Annotated in this window: 11 protein-coding genes; 7 read left to right on the top strand and 4 right to left on the bottom strand. The window is 51.2% G+C overall.

The features are described 5' to 3' along the window. Positions 1-86: 86 nt before the first annotated feature. Entirely contained in the window at positions 87-1451 is a 1365-nt protein-coding gene (gorA, locus tag QGM61_RS04825; RefSeq protein WP_281132189.1) for a glutathione-disulfide reductase, read from the top strand. After that, a complete protein-coding gene (locus tag QGM61_RS04820; RefSeq protein ID WP_281132188.1) occupies positions 1451-2434 on the top strand; it encodes a GGDEF domain-containing protein in 984 nt (327 codons plus the stop codon). Before gorA ends, QGM61_RS04820 begins: the two co-directional genes overlap by 1 nt. Here the strand turns inward: QGM61_RS04820 and QGM61_RS04815 are convergent. The 3 genes from QGM61_RS04815 to QGM61_RS04805 all read right to left on the bottom strand — a co-directional run bounded on the left by QGM61_RS04815 (position 2431) and on the right by QGM61_RS04805 (position 5609). Then, entirely contained in the window at positions 2431-3720 is a 1290-nt protein-coding gene (locus QGM61_RS04815) for a multicopper oxidase family protein (RefSeq protein ID WP_281132187.1), read from the bottom strand. The two genes, QGM61_RS04820 and QGM61_RS04815, sit on opposite strands and share 4 nt — an antisense overlap. Then, positions 3717-5123: a TolC family protein gene (locus tag QGM61_RS04810; RefSeq protein WP_281132186.1), complete on the bottom strand. Its 1407-nt coding sequence runs from the start codon at positions 5121-5123 to the stop codon at positions 3717-3719. The genes QGM61_RS04815 and QGM61_RS04810 overlap by 4 nt, the downstream gene beginning before the upstream one ends. 123 nt (positions 5124-5246) lie before the next feature. Further along, positions 5247-5609, bottom strand: coding sequence for a hypothetical protein (locus QGM61_RS04805; RefSeq protein ID WP_281132185.1), 363 nt, complete (start codon positions 5607-5609; stop codon positions 5247-5249). A gap of 354 nt (positions 5610-5963) precedes the next feature. On the opposite strand from QGM61_RS04805, the gene QGM61_RS04800 reads away from it, so the two are divergent. The 5 genes from QGM61_RS04800 (at position 5964) to QGM61_RS04780 (ending at position 14609) form a co-directional block, all read left to right on the top strand. Further along, positions 5964-8432 (top strand): EAL domain-containing protein, encoded by a 2469-nt coding sequence (locus QGM61_RS04800; RefSeq protein WP_281132184.1) that lies wholly within the window; start codon positions 5964-5966, stop codon positions 8430-8432. A gap of 65 nt (positions 8433-8497) precedes the next feature. Then, positions 8498-10474 carry a PAS domain S-box protein gene (locus tag QGM61_RS04795; RefSeq protein WP_281132183.1) on the top strand — a complete coding sequence of 659 codons (1977 nt, stop codon included), beginning with the start codon at positions 8498-8500 and terminating at the stop codon, positions 10472-10474. A 5-nt stretch (positions 10475-10479) separates the two neighbouring features. Then, positions 10480-12507, top strand: a complete 2028-nt coding sequence (locus QGM61_RS04790; protein WP_281132182.1) for an ATP-binding protein — start codon at positions 10480-10482, stop codon at positions 12505-12507. Between the two features lie 48 nt (positions 12508-12555). After that, positions 12556-12948, top strand: a complete 393-nt coding sequence (locus QGM61_RS04785) for a response regulator (RefSeq protein WP_281132181.1) — start codon at positions 12556-12558, stop codon at positions 12946-12948. After that, the gene (locus tag QGM61_RS04780; RefSeq protein ID WP_281132180.1) at positions 12945-14609 is read left to right on the top strand and encodes a diguanylate cyclase; all 1665 of its coding nucleotides are present in this window, start codon (positions 12945-12947) and stop codon (positions 14607-14609) included. The genes QGM61_RS04785 and QGM61_RS04780 overlap by 4 nt, the downstream gene beginning before the upstream one ends. A 147-nt stretch (positions 14610-14756) precedes the next feature. Here the strand turns inward: QGM61_RS04780 and QGM61_RS04775 are convergent, their stop codons facing one another. Next, complete coding sequence (locus QGM61_RS04775) at positions 14757-15332, bottom strand: protein tyrosine phosphatase family protein (protein WP_281132179.1); 576 nt, start codon at positions 15330-15332, stop codon at positions 14757-14759. Positions 15333-15335 lie beyond the last annotated feature (3 nt).

The following is a 15335-nucleotide window of genomic DNA, read 5'->3' as shown; positions in this document are numbered from 1 at the left end:
ATACGTTTTGTATCTGAATATTATGAAAAAAAAACCTCAGAACATGTACAATGCCGTCTGTTTGCCGCGGAATAGACTATAACGTTATGTCTGGATTCGACTACGACTTTTTTGTGATTGGCGCCGGTTCCGGTGGTGTAAGAGCCGCCAGAATTGCTGCAGGGCTGGGCGCCCGCACGGCAATTGCCGAAGCGCGATTTATGGGAGGCACCTGCGTCAATGTTGGCTGTATACCCAAAAAACTTTATGCCTACGCTGCACATTTTGCCGCGGACTTCCAGGAAAGTGCTGCCTTTGGCTGGCAGGAGTTTACAAAGCCAGGTTTTGACTGGTCATCCTTAAAATCGAATAAAGATAATGAAATCAAACGACTGAATGGCATATACGAGAACCTACTGAAAAACGCAGGTGTCACACTCATGCGTGGTTTTGCCACGTTCGAAGCGGCAAACACCATTCGAGTCGGCGAGCAGACGGTGACCGCAGAGCACATTCTGATTGCGACCGGTGGTCAACCCTGGATGCCAGACATTCCCGGCATCGAGCACGCCATCAATTCCGATGATTTTTTCGAACTTACGGAGCAACCGCGCAGCGTGGCGATTGTCGGCGGCGGGTTTATTGCCACCGAGCTGGCCGGGATATTCAAGGGACTTGGCACCCATGTTCACCTGATTCACCGTGGCGGCCAATTGCTGAGTGGCTTTGATCAGGATATACGCAGTTTTTACACCAGCTGTGCTGAGCGTGATTTTGATCTGCATTTGAATTCAGAAGTCAGCCAGATCGGCAAAACCAGTGCTGGCACCTCTCGTGTCGGCCTGTCTGACGGCAGTGAAATTGAGGTTGAGAAAGTGCTGTTTGCCACCGGGCGGCGACCTGCAACCTCTGGACTGGGTCTGGAGCGAGTAGGGGTGTCTACAGAAAGAAACGGCTCCATCATCGTTGACAGCGTTTTTGAGAGCAGTGCCAAAGGTGTCTATGCCGTTGGCGACGTCATCAATCGTGTCAACCTGACACCTGTTGCCCTGGGGCAGGGCCAGGTTCTGGCGCGCCGCCTTTTTGGCAGATCCGTCACTGATTACGCCTGGGACAATATTCCGTCAGCAGTTTTCAGCGACCCACAAATCGCGACAGTCGGCTTAACCGAAGCACAGGCACGCGCAGATTATTCAGAGATCGACATTTATCGCAGTCAGTTCAGACCACTAAAATACACGCTGAGCCGCAAAGAAAAATACAGTATGATGAAGCTCATCGTGGACAGAAAGAGCGATCGCGTTCTCGGACTACACATGGTCGGAGACGACGCAGCAGAAATCGTGCAGGGGATGGCTGTGGCCATCAAATGTGGCGCCACCAAGGCGGATTTTGATGCCACAGTCGGCATTCATCCCACTGCAGCTGAGGAATTTGTAACCATGCGGGAGCCAGTGGCTAGTAACCAATAATGCCGATTCATCAAAATACTGATCACCAGATTTACTACCGGGATGTCGTTTTTTACCGACAGGTGCTAATAGCCGTTGCGCTTTGTGGCGTCACCGTCGCCATGCCTTTCGCTGCATGGCATTTCATCTGGGGCAACTCGATGATCACCTACCTGCTGCTACCTGTCATCGCACTTCAGATAGTGTCTCTGGTTTTGCTTATCCGACATGGTTTCAATCAATGGATTGCGCTTTTTCTGGCTTCTGTTCAGATGGGCGTGACCGTCATTATCAACATCCAGATGGGCGTTCTTGGCAGCTACTGGGTTATCGCCAGTGCTGTTGCCAACTACTATATTGTCAGCCGCAACAGAGCGTTGGCCATCAATGTCATAGCCTGTATCGCCGTTCTTCCACTGGCCTTCGAATCAAGTGATATCATGGTCAGATTCGCTATGGCCAACGCCATGATCAATGTCTTCCTGTATGCCTATGCCAGACAGCTCGAAACTAAAAATCGTGAACTTGAAGAGTTGCTCACCAAGGACCCGTTGACCCGAGCTGGCAATCGAACGGCGCTTGAGAACGCATTGATCCGCGTTAAAAACCAGCATTTGCGCCACAACACCCCAGTGACCGTGTTGATGCTTGATCTGGATCACTTCAAAAAAATCAATGACACCGAAGGTCATACAGCAGGTGACAAAGTCTTGAAACGTCTTGCCGATCTGCTACGGGCCAGACTGCGAGCAACCGATTCGCTGTTCCGATATGGAGGCGAAGAGTTCGTCATTATCGCCGACAACACAACACTCGACCAGGCAGCCTACCTGGCGGAAGACATTCGACGCCGGGTAGAGAAAGCCAATGAGTTGACTGTCTCCATTGGCCTTGCTGAACTGCAGGCGGGCGAATCCACAGAGGCCGTTGTGGCCCGGGCTGATCAGGCTTTATATAAAGCCAAACAGATGGGCCGCAACTGGGTCTGCTTTGATCCGGTTTAAGTCGGCAGATCGTCTGGTGGACCCTCGACACGGCGCGCCTGGGTCCCCTCGGGAATACTGAACCAGCCGGCCGGATCCAGATCCTCGCCCTGATCACGAACCTTGATCAGGGTAAACATGCCACCCATCTCCATCGACCCGAATGGGCCCATACCGCCCATCATTGGCAGGGTATTCTCAGGCCCCTGCATATGCCCCATGTCGATATGCATCTGATGTTCTGACATCCCGTGTTCGCCCATCGGCATATAGCCGGGGACCAGTTGTCTGATACGCCTTGCTACCTCTCTCTGGTTAACACCGATGGTATTGGTGATGTCATGGCCCATGGCATTCATGGTGTGGTGCGCCATATGGCAATGCAGAGGCCAGTCGCCAGCGACCGCAACAAATTCAAGGTCTCTCGTCTGACCGACACCAACAAGCTCTGTCACCTCCTTACGCCACTGCTCGCGGGGCCAGCGGCCGCCGTCAGAACCGGTTACATCGAACTGCACGCCATGCATGTGCATAGGGTGGTTCCACATCGACAGATTACCAATCCTCACCCGAACTCGCTCACCGGTTCGTGCCATTAATGGAGCGATGGCAGGGAAGACTTTACTGTTCATCGTCCACAGGTCGAAGTCAACCATGACACTGGGGTCCGGACGGTAGGTGCCAGGACGAACAGCCCAGTTGTGCAACAGCAGGGCGTAGTCCCGATCAACAGGCGGATTGTTGCCAGCTCGCGGGTGAATAATGAACATGCCCATCATGCCCATGGCCATCTGCACCATTTCATCGGAATGTGGGTGGTACATATGCGTACCATGCTGTTTTAACTCGAACTCATAAACCCAGGTCTCGCCCGGATCAATCGCGCGCTGCGTCAAACCTGCCACGCCATCCATACCAAATGGCAGGATCAATCCATGCCAGTGAATGGTGGTGGGTTCCAGCAGTCTGTTAGTGACATATATGCGGACAAAATCACCTTCGACAGCTTCTATGGTAGGACCTGGCGTAGAGCCGTTATAGCCCCAGGCCTTGATTTTTGTTCCCGGTGCAAACTCGTGTTCCACCTGCTCAGCGATCAGGTGAAACTCCTTGACGCCGTCACGCATGCGCCAGGGCAGGGTGCGACCGTTGGGTGTAATAACAGGCGTGTAGGGAAGCGCATCTGCCGAAGGCAGACTGGATTGTGCGAGTTCCTCGATTGCCGTCGAAGGCTGCGCACCCGCCCGGGAAACCAGGCCAGCGCCAAGCAGAGAGGCCGCACCGGCAATCATTTGTCGTCTGTTCATTGGAATTCTCCTGTCTCGGTTATCCCGAGTGCTTCAGTGCCCGTCACGCTCAGCAGCAGGCTTTGTGCCTTCCAGAAGGCCAGCGTGTGGTCTATGTATTCGAGCTGTGCGTCAAACACCTGTTCTCTAAGTGTCAGCAGGGAAAAGGTATCTCGCAGCATGAAGTTGTATTCCTGCAGAGCCAGCTCAAGCATGCGCTGATGGCGGGGCAGATCCTCATTATTGACCTGTTGGGCCAGCTCAATTGCCGATTGCTGCGACATCAGCGCCTGGGAGATTATGTGCCGGGTCTCGCTTCGGGCCTGCTCAATCTCGGCCGTCAGCGAGGATGTCGCCGCCGCAATTTCTGCCAGGTGCGCCTGTCCACGATCAAACAGGGGCAGCTCGATAGAACCACCCAGTGCCAGCCTGCGTTCACCATTCGACTCACGCTCAGCGCCAATCTGCACCGCACCATCAAGCAGGCCGTATTCACGCCGTATCAGGCGTTCTGAGGCAAGTTGCTGATTCAGGGCTTCATCCAGCAGGCGCAGGCGGGGTTGAAACTGTTCGGCCTGGTTCATGGCCTGTTCCGCGTCCATCAGCGACTGACTGTCAGGGGCGGGCACTTCCGGGAGCGCATCCGGCAACACGGGTAACTGATCGGGCATCAGACCCAGCAGCGATTGCAGTTCGCTGATCGCGATATCCGCCTCCAGTCTCGCTGCCTGCAGAGCGCGCTGCTGTCGCGCGTGCTCAGTCTCATAAACGAGAAAATCAAGCTCATTCAGGTTCCCCGCTGCCTGAACCTGCTGCGCAAACTCCAGCATGGCAAACGCCGTCTGATAAAGACCATCGTGAACCGCCAGCTGCTGTCTGCTCGCAACCGCGTTCAGCCAGGTATGCCTGATCTGATGAAGGTACTCGGTCAGGTCATCCAGTACATCCAACTGATTAACCAGATGGACGGCACGTGCCCGGTCCAGACGGACCGAACGCGTCAACCAATCGGCCAATCCCAGCTCCAGTCCTGCTTCCAACTGCCATCTGCCTGAGTCGGCCTCAGGTTCGAGGAAGCTTAGCTCAAATCCGGGATTTTCCAGCATTGATGCATTCCAGATTTCAGCCTGACTGCTTTGAAGTTCGGCAATCATGTGACTAACTCGAGGCGCGTTAGCGATTGCCCAGCGCTGCGCCTGACGCGGGTCCGGCCATTCCAACCCGACATTGGCTCCATCATTCGACGCGGGCTCTGTAGCCTGCTCTGACGAAACAATGAATCCAGGATCTGCGTTGATACCTGCAACAATAGCGGCCAATGGCGGCATCAGAGCAGCATCACTGGGAGGCTCCAGACTGCTGCAGCCTGCGAGAAACAAAATTAGTAATAGCGCGTAGCCGCGAGACTGTGAATTAATCATCATCTAACCCTTTATACGTCCGGCGCTCGCAAGGAAGCACCAGCACGTCACAGATTCCAGAAACAGGCCCGCAGCGCATAATCACAGCGTGATTGGCGGGCGACGTATCAAAAAAGCTTTAAAGGATTAAAGGCAAGGAGGGCGTTGTGGCAGGTTTGTGTATCCAGGCAGCGTGACAGACACGCCGGCATTGAGTGTTGCATCCGCATGGTCAGCTGTCAGTCGACCAGCACCATGTTCATCAAAGCCAGGTTTGCTCTGGCATGAATTGATGCAGTGGCGGCACTCCAGCTCCAAGGCGGCATGATCACTGCTTTCATCGCCAGCTGATTTAATGATCGGGGGCTGCCCGTGACAGTCGGGACTGGCAGCTGATGACAGGTGCGAATCATGCGGTGCCGCGGCGTGTGACTGGAGCACTGCTACGTCCCGATGCTGCTCGCAGGCCAGCAGCCCACTGGCAAGCGCCTGGGATGGCAATACAAGCATCAAGATAAGGCTTATTGTCTTGATCAGTGATCGGGTTATCAATTGGATGTCCACGGTCGAAATGACAGACCTTGTGATTGAATCCCCTCAATATTACCGGTAAACGACATCCTGTTCCAGTCGGGCACGCCCCCTGCGATGCCTGGCTGACGCTTTGTTATCCCAGCGCGCTGATTTTCCGAGTTTCCAATTTGAACCGCGATTAAGGCATAATCAATGTTCGTTCATGTCCTAAGAGAAGACTGACGGGGATCCTGACAACATTCAAGACAAAAGCTAGAAGAATGCTGTATGTCTATGAACAACAGTTATATTTGTTTAAACTTGCCCCAAGTTACCGCAAGGAGTGCGTGAATGAACTCTCAGTTCGATGATGAACTCGCCATTTTACGTGAACGCTATCGGCGCAACCTTTTAAACTATCGATCAGAGATCGAACAACACTGGTCATCTCTCCAACAGGATCGACGTTCCGTTCACCTGGAACAGCTTGCCATGCTTGCCCACAGGCTTGCTGGTTCAGGTCGAGCGTATGGTTTTGAAAAGTTGTCCCAGTTAGCCCGCTCGCTTGAACACACGATTGATCATCAGGAAAAACCGGCGTCGGACGACCTGTTGACCCAACTGACCGAGCCGGTCAATCAGCTGCTTGCCCGCCTCCGCCTTGACGAGTCAGACCAGGATTCTGCCGCGGGGCCACATACTTCGACTTCGGACCTCACCAGCCCGGATTACAATCCAGACGAGGTCAGAATACTGGTTGTTGATGACGACACGGATTTTTGCCTTAAGCTGTGCCACTTTTTAAGAAATCACGGCTACACCGTATTCAGTCTGAACGACATAGCCGGATTTGAAGACGCGGTCGCACGCATCTCTCCTCAAGCCGTAATCGTCGACATGGATTTCTATGGCCAACGCAAGGCCGGTGCGCAAACTGTGTTGAGCTGGCATGAACGGAGTGGCAAGCCCGTGCCGGTGATTTTCGTATCTGCCTTTGATTCAATGGATCTCAGGTTGGCGGCAGTGCGGGCAGGTGGAAATTTTTTCTTGAGTAAACCTCTAGACCAGCATCGTCTGCTGTTCATACTGGGCTCGGAACTCGATCTGCAACCAGCAGATGCATTTCGTGTGTTACTGGTTGATGATGATGCAGATCTTCTCATTCTTTACGAATCAATCTTGACTCGGTCAGGCTACGCAGTTCATACCGCAAGCTCTGCGACAGAAGCCATAAACCTGCTTGAGCAGGAATCCGTGGACCTTGTACTGATTGACGTTTACATGCCGGAGTTTAACGGCATTGAGCTAGGACAACTGATTCGTCAACACGAGCGCTTTGCTCACATTTCGCTTCTATTCATGTCTGCCTCTGCTGACACGGACGTCAGACTGGCCTGTGCCAGATTAACCAGCGATGAATTTATTAACAAACCCATCGAACCCTGGCGCCTGAACATGGTGATCAAGGCCCGCTCGACGCGCAAACACAATCACCTGACTCGTACTTATATCAATTACGATCAACACTGGCAGCAATATGACCAGTTGACGGCACTCCCATCACTTAAGACGTTTCGCAAAGCACTTCAACTCCGGCTGGAGACTTTAAATCCCAGTGAACATTTTGCAGTACTGAAAATCGATATCAGGCATTTTCATACCGTGAATAATCTTTATGGGTATTTCACTGGCAATCAGGTATTGCAACGCCTCGCATGGGAGTTGTCGCAGAGTCTGACATTGGATGATCTGCTGTGTCGTGAAAGCGGCGATGAATTTTTAGTCATGACGGCTGTGACGACTGACCCATCAACCATTGACACGCTCGCGAAAACACTAGCCGTCGAAACGAGTAAGCCCATGCAGTTCGATGACCAGCGAACCGTTTTGCTATCGGCAGACATCGGCGTTGTTGTAGCACCAAAAGATACCAACAACGCTGATGAACTTCTGCAGTACCTGGATACAGCTTTGTTCGCCGCCCGACGCTCGACAGAAACCAGCATCTGTTACTTTGATACCTCCATGAGACAGCGAGAGGTACTGACCTTTGACCTGGCGCAGGAAGTCAGGCGTGGGTTGAAGGATGGGCAATTCATTGCGGTGTATCAGCCCATTTTTTCCGTCGCAGATGGGAAGTTGACCGGTTTTGAAGCACTAGCCCGATGGCAACACCCAGTACGAGGTCTTGTTCCACCACTTGAGTTCATACCTGTCCTGGAAGAGCACGGTTTGATAACTCAGCTGACCAAATCCATGCTGGAACTGGCGCTAGCACAGTTGGCGACCTGGCGTGCGAAGCATCCAGACCTTTATGTGTCTGTTAACCTCTCGGCCCGAGACATTCAGGAGCCGGACTTTATTCGTGTCCTGGAACACTTACTGCACCACTATCAGGTGCCATCAAACCGCGTATTACTTGAAATTACTGAAACTGTTTTGCTGGCGGACTGGCATAATGCATCCAAGTCAATCAACGATTTAAAAGCATTGGGCGTGAAACTGGCCCTGGATGATTTTGGCACTGGCTATAGTTCGTTGAGTTACCTGAGCAAAATACAGGCATCAACACTGAAAGTAGATCGCAGTTTTATCAACTCCTGGTCAGAATCAAGCGACGACAACCTCCTGTCCACGATGGTCCAGCTTGGACACGGAACAGGCATGAAAGTAGTGGCAGAGGGTGTGGAAACAATAGAGCAACTTAATTATCTGAAAGAAATCGGTTGCGACAATTATCAGGGATACCTGTTATCCAAACCCATGTCCAGCGATGATATCAGCGCAACTGAATGGTTTAAGACAGGAAGAGTGGTGTAAGCTGATCACAGAATTTCCTGGAAGTCTTTCAGAGAGCTAGAAAGAGACCCGCCCTGGAGGCGCTCATGCAGAAACCTGCAATACCCTGTAACGAGCCTGAGCGCTTGAAGGCATTACACAGTCTGCGATTATTGTTTACCGCCGCTGAGGCTCGATTTGACCGCATCACGCGATTGGCACAGCGCGTGTTTGGTGTTGAAATCGCCTTGATTTCTCTGGTTGCAGAAGACATTCAGTGGTTCAAATCTCGTCAGGGACTTGATGTCACTCAAACTGAACGCAGTATTTCCTTCTGTGGTCACACAATCTTGCAGGACGAATTTCTGGTTGTTTCCGATACCCACGAGGACCCAAGATTTCGGGACAACCCGCTGGTGACGGACGCACCCAATATACGGTTTTATGCCGGCGCGCCATTGAAATCCTTTGATGATCAGAATATTGGCACCTTGTGTTTAATTCATCCTCAACCTCGAACATTTACAAGCCAGGACAAGCTTTTGCTGCGCGACCTGGCAGATCTCGTTGAACAGGAATTTCAGCAGAACCATCTTCGCGACCAGCTCCTGCGCGCCGAGCGTGCTGAACAACGACTCGCATCATTTATTCAGGGCACCAATATCGGCACATGGGAGTGGAACGTTCAAACCGGAGAAACTGTTTTTAATGAGCGTTGGGCCAACATTGTCGGGTATACACTTGAGGAACTGGCACCTGTCAGCATTGAGACTTGGATGAATCTGGCTCACCCAGATGATTTGCAACACTCCGGACAGGCATTGGAAGCGCACTTTGCTGGCAAATCCGATTTCTACGATTTTGTTTGTCGAATGAAACACAAACTCGGACATTGGGTCTGGGTGCATGACAGGGGCAAGTTGATCAGCCGCAATGCAAATGGAGAGCCGCTGATGATGACAGGCACACACGCCGACATCACCAAACAGATTGAAGCACAACAGGCGCTCAGTATCAGCGAAGCACGTTTGCGCGGTCTTTTCGAGCTCTCTCCACTGGGAATTGCACTTAATGACTTTGAAACTGGGACATTTATTGATGTCAATCCGGCACTGATTGCACCCACCGGCTACTCCGAAGAGGAGTTTCGGCAGCTGAGCTACTGGGAAGTGACACCTGAGGAGTATGCTGAACAGGAGCAAATACAGTTACAAAAAATGGAGGAAACTGGGCGCTACGGACCTTATGAAAAGGAGTACATCCGTAAAGACGGTAGTCGTTACCCGGTTTTGTTGAACGGTATGGTCGTTAAAGATGCCAACGGCCAGAAACTGATCTGGTCCATCATTGAGGACATTTCCGACCGCAAGCGGCTGGATCGCATGAAAAACGAGTTTATATCGACGGTCAGCCATGAGCTTCGAACGCCCCTTACAGCGATTCACGGTGCCCTTAAGCTAATGGCGTCTGGTTCGCTAGGCTCACCTGATGGGCCGTTTAACGACATGGTGACGATTGCGGAGAAAAACAGCCAGCGTCTCCTTTTGTTGATAAATGATTTGCTTGACATGGAGCAGATGTTACTCGGCAAATTGAGCATCAACTTGCAATGGCAAGAACTCAAACCGTTGATAGAAGCGTCTATCCGGGAAAATATGCCATACGCCAGGCAGTATCAGGTTCAGTTGCGCTGTATAGATGACATCGGGGACCTCGAAGTTATGGTTGATTCGACGCGATTAATGCAGGTTATGGCTAACCTTTTATCGAACGCCATCAAATTTTCTCCGGCCCAAGGTGAGGTGCTTGTTCGCGTGGAAAACCAGGAGCATGGTATACGTATCAAGGTTATAGATGAGGGGCCAGGAATACCCGAAGAATTCAAGGAGCGAATTTTTCAAAAATTTTCTCAAGCTGATTCAACTGATTCTCGGCAAAAGGGGGGGACTGGCCTGGGCCTGGCCATCACACGAGAGCTCGTGGATAAAATGGGAGGGCAGATCGGTTTCAGCTCGTCCGTCAATCAGGGTTCCTGCTTTTACGTTGATTTACCAACGCGCACATCCGGCCGACAGGAGATTTGACTCTCTTGGCCTCTTTCTACTTCAGGAACAAAACCCATTTCTTGTTCATAGAAGTCGCATTGTTTATTGCGATGTTGTTATTAACTGAATTCGCTGTAAGAGCTTACCGTGAAGCGTCACTCCAACAGTCGCGGTTAGAAACTCTGGATCGTGGAGCCCAGCTTCGCGCATTTCTTGAGTCGGAGATTAATCAGGCCGCATTTCTGGCAACTGGTGTTGAATCCTATGTCGTTGCTCGAGAAGGTAGTATTGAAGATGAAGAAATACAACGTATTCTGGCTTTGATTTTTGAGCGCAACCAACATTTTCGTAATATTGGCCTCGCACCTGGAAACCAATTAACCTGGGTGTATCCGGAGGCAGGCAATGAGTCCGTGCTGGGCTTAAATTACGCCGACCTGCCTGAACAATGGCCAGCAATCCAAAGAGTTATCGAAACAGGGCAGGGCATACTGAGTGGTCCGCTGGAACTGGTTCAAGGCGGCAATGGATTGATTTATCGATCCCCCGTTTACATTAACGACAATTATTGGGGCCTGCTAAGTACCGTCATTGATGCTGACAGTCTCCTGAGTTTGATTAGATCAGCTGCTGGCGACCTCGCATCACGAATCTCGTTGCGCAATGTCGATGACGAAGGACAGCCAGGCAGAACTTTTTTTGGGGATAGTGAAAATTTCAACTCACCGCTGGAGCTTACGCCAGTACGCGTGCCAGGTGGTGAGTGGCAGATGGCTATCCAGCTGCCGGAAAACGTCGGTAGCCAGGTGATGTCACTGCGCATCTCAGGTGTATTTATTTCGATCTTGGTAGCTGTTTTTCTGGGCTCGATACTGCGCATGATCTGGCAACGTAACCTTCTCCAGCAACTGGATTCGGAAGTACTGACGCGGACCGCTGAACTGAGCGAGACGAATGACTTATTGGATTCAGTGTTATCGGCGGCAAGATCATTCGCAATTATCGCGACTGATTTATCAGGCACCATTATTGTATTTAACAACGGGGCAGAGCGTATGCTGGGTTACTCTGCCGATGAAATGGTCGGCAAACACCAACCTGACATTTTTTTGCTAAATGATGAACTGCGCGAAAGGGCAGCCAAAATATCCGGCGAGTTGGGTCGACGACTGATTGGCAACGAGTTACTGACATACAGAATTAGTCAGGGTGGCACCGAAGAATTAATGATCCACTATAAACATCGCGATGGTCACTTGATTCCCGTACAGGTCGTCATCAGTGCACTAACTGATCTTCAGGGCAAAGTCCGCGGTTACCTTGGTATTGCCGAAGATGTATCGGAAAGACTGCGCAACCAGACACTTAAGGACCAATTCATTTCGACGGTCAGCCATGAGCTGCGTACGCCATTGACAGCCATCACCGGCGCATTAGGCCTGATGCGGTCAGGATCTATCGGCGCCTTACCTGAAACTGTGCAATCCATGGTGGAAATTGCCCATAACAATAGCCAGCGTCTTGCATCCCTGGTTAACGATTTACTGGATGTAGAAAAATTAATGGCGGGCCGGATGGTGTTGTATCCTGACAAACAGGAGATTGCCGATCTGGTGCATTCTGCAGTCTCTGATCTACTACCGCTGGCGAAAATACAGAACGTGGAACTAAAAGAGCACGCGAACGTATCTGCCTGTATTTGGGTGGATTCGGCCCGTTTTCAGCAGGTTTTGACCAATCTCCTCAGTAACGCTATTAAGTTCTCACCACCGGGTGGGCAGGTTAGTATTACAACAGCCTTGGAATCAGGTCGGATCAGGATAATGGTGCTGGATCAGGGGTCAGGTATTCCTGAAAGTTTTCAGGATCATATTTTTCAGCGGTTTGCTCAAGCTGAGGCCGGAGACAGTCGACAAAAAGCGGGTACTGGCCTGGGTTTGGCAATCAGCAAGGAGCTGACCGAGCAGATGGGCGGCTGCATCGGGTTTGAGGCCGAGCGATCTGAAGGTTGTTGCTTTTGGGTTGAGTTCCCGCTTTATAATGACGCCAGGTCTGGTAATGAAAATACCTGACGCAGAGAGTCATTTAATTCAGCAGTAGCAGGAGCAAAGAGGTTACGGATGAGTGATTTGATTCGTGTCATGTATGTAGAAGATGAGCCAGATATCCGGGCCGTCGCCAAACTGGCGCTAGAAGTAGTGGGTGGTTTGACCGTCAGCCTGTGCGAGCGCGGAGACCTGGCCGTTTCCCAGGCAGAGCATTTTTCGCCGCAGATGATTTTGTTGGATGTAATGATGCCCGGGATGGACGGGCCGAGCACCTTAAAAGCCTTGCGCGAACACCCCCAATTGCATGCCGTGCCGGTTGCATTCATGACAGCCAAAGTACAGGCGCATGAAGTAGACCGTTTTATAAGCCTGGGGGCCATCGGTGTAATTCCCAAGCCTTTTGACCCAATGACACTGGCTCAACAGGTCAAAGATTTGTGGCGTCTCACGGAGGAGCAGCCTTGAATTTAAATGAGCAGTTACAGGCAATTCAGGATGAGTATCTAAAGAAACTGCCAGTCGTGTTGGACCAGATATCCTTGCTGGCACAGGAGTTACAGCAGACTGCACCGAGGCGAGATCAATTAATAATACTGGGACAGGAATTGCACAAACTGGCCGGATCTGCGGGCACGTTCGGTCTGACACGACTCAGTTCGCGCGCCGCTGAACTGAATAAGAACCTTGATAGCATTTTGTCTTCGAATTCGGCTGAAAGTGACCTCAGGTATGAAGGTCTACAGCTTAAAGAAGCGCTGGACTCTCTTAGCCTGTTCGCACAGCCTGGCCCGAATCCCAACCCGAGCCTCATCACTCCGGACGCAGACGCAGCACGTACAACCATTAACAAGCCATTACTCGATCAAATATGGCTTCTTGAGGGTGAACCTCAACTGGGCGCAACGCTGATGGCCCATCTGGAATCTTTTAATTTTTCAGCGCGACTGTTTACCAAGCTTAGCGAACTGGCGTCAGCCTTTGAATCAGAGCAGCCGCAAATTTTGTTGCTGGATATTCCATTGGAGAATGCGGATCCTTCTAATGATTTTCATTCTCAATGCCAATTTTTTCAGAACACATCTTCACGCGTTGTTTTTATCAGTAGTAAAGACGATTTTGCTGCACGGCTCGAGGCTGCCAGCCTCGGGGCACAAGCCTATTTTGTCAAACCCCTCGACATACCAAATTTGATAAATCGGATCGAACAAATTGTCGCCAATCTGCATTCGCCTGCAGAGAAAGTTCTGATTATCGATGATGATGAGATGCTGGCACAGTACTATCGACAAGTGCTGATCGGGGCGGGGATGCAAGCAGAAATCCTCGCCAGGCCAGAGAAAGTCATCTCAGCTTTAGAATCGAACACCCCTGATGTGATTTTGATGGACCTGCAAATGCCTGGAATCAGTGGACAGAATCTTGCCGCCGTGATCAGACAATACGGGCGATGGGTTGGTCTGCCAATTGTCTATTTGTCTGCAGAGCACGATCCCCATTTGCAATTACTCGCTCTCAAGCAAGGAGCAGACGACTTTCTGGTAAAACCCATTTCTAATGAGCACCTCGTTACTGTGGTCAAATCAAAGGTAGCCCGGTCACGGCAGCTGATTGATCTGATGACTAAAGACAGCCTGACAAGTTTGCTTAAGCATGCAGCCATCAAAGACGCCTTGCGCAGAGAACTGGATCTCGCGCGCCGTAAACGGGAAGAATTATGTGTTGCCATGATGGATATAGACCATTTTAAGCAGATTAATGACCAATTCGGCCATGCCATGGGAGATGAGGTTATTGCCTCGGTAGCGACATTACTTCGGATGCGACTGCGAAGAACGGATGTACTTGGACGCTATGGCGGTGAAGAATTCGTCGTGATTATGGGTAACTGCAGTGGTGATAAGGCATTTAAGGTTCTCGACGATTTCAGGCAACGCTTCCAGGAGCTGAAGTTTTCAGACGAAGACAAGGTATTCAGCGCGACCATATCAATAGGAATCGCACCGATTAAATCCACACTCGAGATTGATGCTGATATGTTGCTTGTGGCGGCGGACAAAGCCATGTACGCGGCCAAGTCGATGGGGCGTAACAAAGTTGTACTGCACGACGCCGGGAGTGCTGGTTAATTAGCTCGGTTTCATCATTTCCACGAAAATTAGCTTGCTCCAGCTGATATACCACTATTTCCGGTAATAAAGATTACCGGAAATAGTGGGCAGTAAGTATCAAATGCATTTACCCTGCAGCTTTAAATAAACCGCTAACAATAACTGTCAGCCACCAACCTGCGACGGCGTCCAGTCGCAGCCTTCGCAATCTGGTGAAATGCCGTGATCTGCCAGTACCTCAAAAATCAGGTCGCGCCAGGTTTCGTTGGGCTGCCAGACTGTGTTCATGTCAGCTTTGGCTTCTGCGACCGGTACATCCTCATAGACGACGCGATACATAAAACTGAATGCCGTGGCGCGCGCATTAACCTGGCAATGCAGCAGCGTTTTCTGTTCAGGGTTGCGTTGCATGGCATCGGCAAACGCATAGAAATCACGCTTGGTCGGGTTGTTCCAGTCCACCGGGATATGCAGGTAATCCATGCCAAGCCCTTTGACGACCTGATCAGCATTGGCCAGTGCGTTGTCATTCGTGGTAAACGCAATGTAGATGACACGCTCGTAGCCGGCATCGCGGATGGCCTCAAACTGCTCGGCTGTCGGCTGACCAGCGCTGGCAAAGGTGTCGCTGTACTCACGCAGGTTCAATACATCCGACAAAGTAGACTGAGCATTGACACTTGCGGCAATGAGCACCCCCAGTAGTGCACCGGCAACTTTCAATATCAACTTTCTTTTCATTTA

Source organism: Pseudohongiella sp. SYSU M77423, assembly GCF_029911965.1.
GTDB lineage: Bacteria > Pseudomonadota > Gammaproteobacteria > Pseudomonadales > Pseudohongiellaceae > Pseudohongiella.
The sequence above is the reverse complement of the archived record's forward strand: the minus strand, read 5'-3'. Positions and strand labels throughout refer to the sequence as shown.

Bases quoted from the DNA above. Each gene is read 5' to 3' on its own strand.
- QGM61_RS04800 (WP_281132184.1), top strand. From the start codon at position 5,964: ATGAACTCTCAGTTCGATGATGAACTCGCCATTTTACGTGAACGCTAT.
- gorA (WP_281132189.1), top strand. From the start codon at position 87: ATGTCTGGATTCGACTACGACTTTTTTGTGATTGGCGCCGGTTCCGGT.
- QGM61_RS04795 (WP_281132183.1), top strand. From the start codon at position 8,498: ATGCAGAAACCTGCAATACCCTGTAACGAGCCTGAGCGCTTGAAGGCA.
- QGM61_RS04820 (WP_281132188.1), top strand. From the start codon at position 1,451: ATGCCGATTCATCAAAATACTGATCACCAGATTTACTACCGGGATGTC.
- QGM61_RS04775 (WP_281132179.1), bottom strand. From the start codon at position 15,332: ATGAAAAGAAAGTTGATATTGAAAGTTGCCGGTGCACTACTGGGGGTG.
- QGM61_RS04785 (WP_281132181.1), top strand. From the start codon at position 12,556: ATGAGTGATTTGATTCGTGTCATGTATGTAGAAGATGAGCCAGATATC.
- QGM61_RS04805 (WP_281132185.1), bottom strand. From the start codon at position 5,609: ATGCTTGTATTGCCATCCCAGGCGCTTGCCAGTGGGCTGCTGGCCTGC.
- QGM61_RS04815 (WP_281132187.1), bottom strand. From the start codon at position 3,720: ATGAACAGACGACAAATGATTGCCGGTGCGGCCTCTCTGCTTGGCGCT.
- QGM61_RS04810 (WP_281132186.1), bottom strand. From the start codon at position 5,123: ATGATGATTAATTCACAGTCTCGCGGCTACGCGCTATTACTAATTTTG.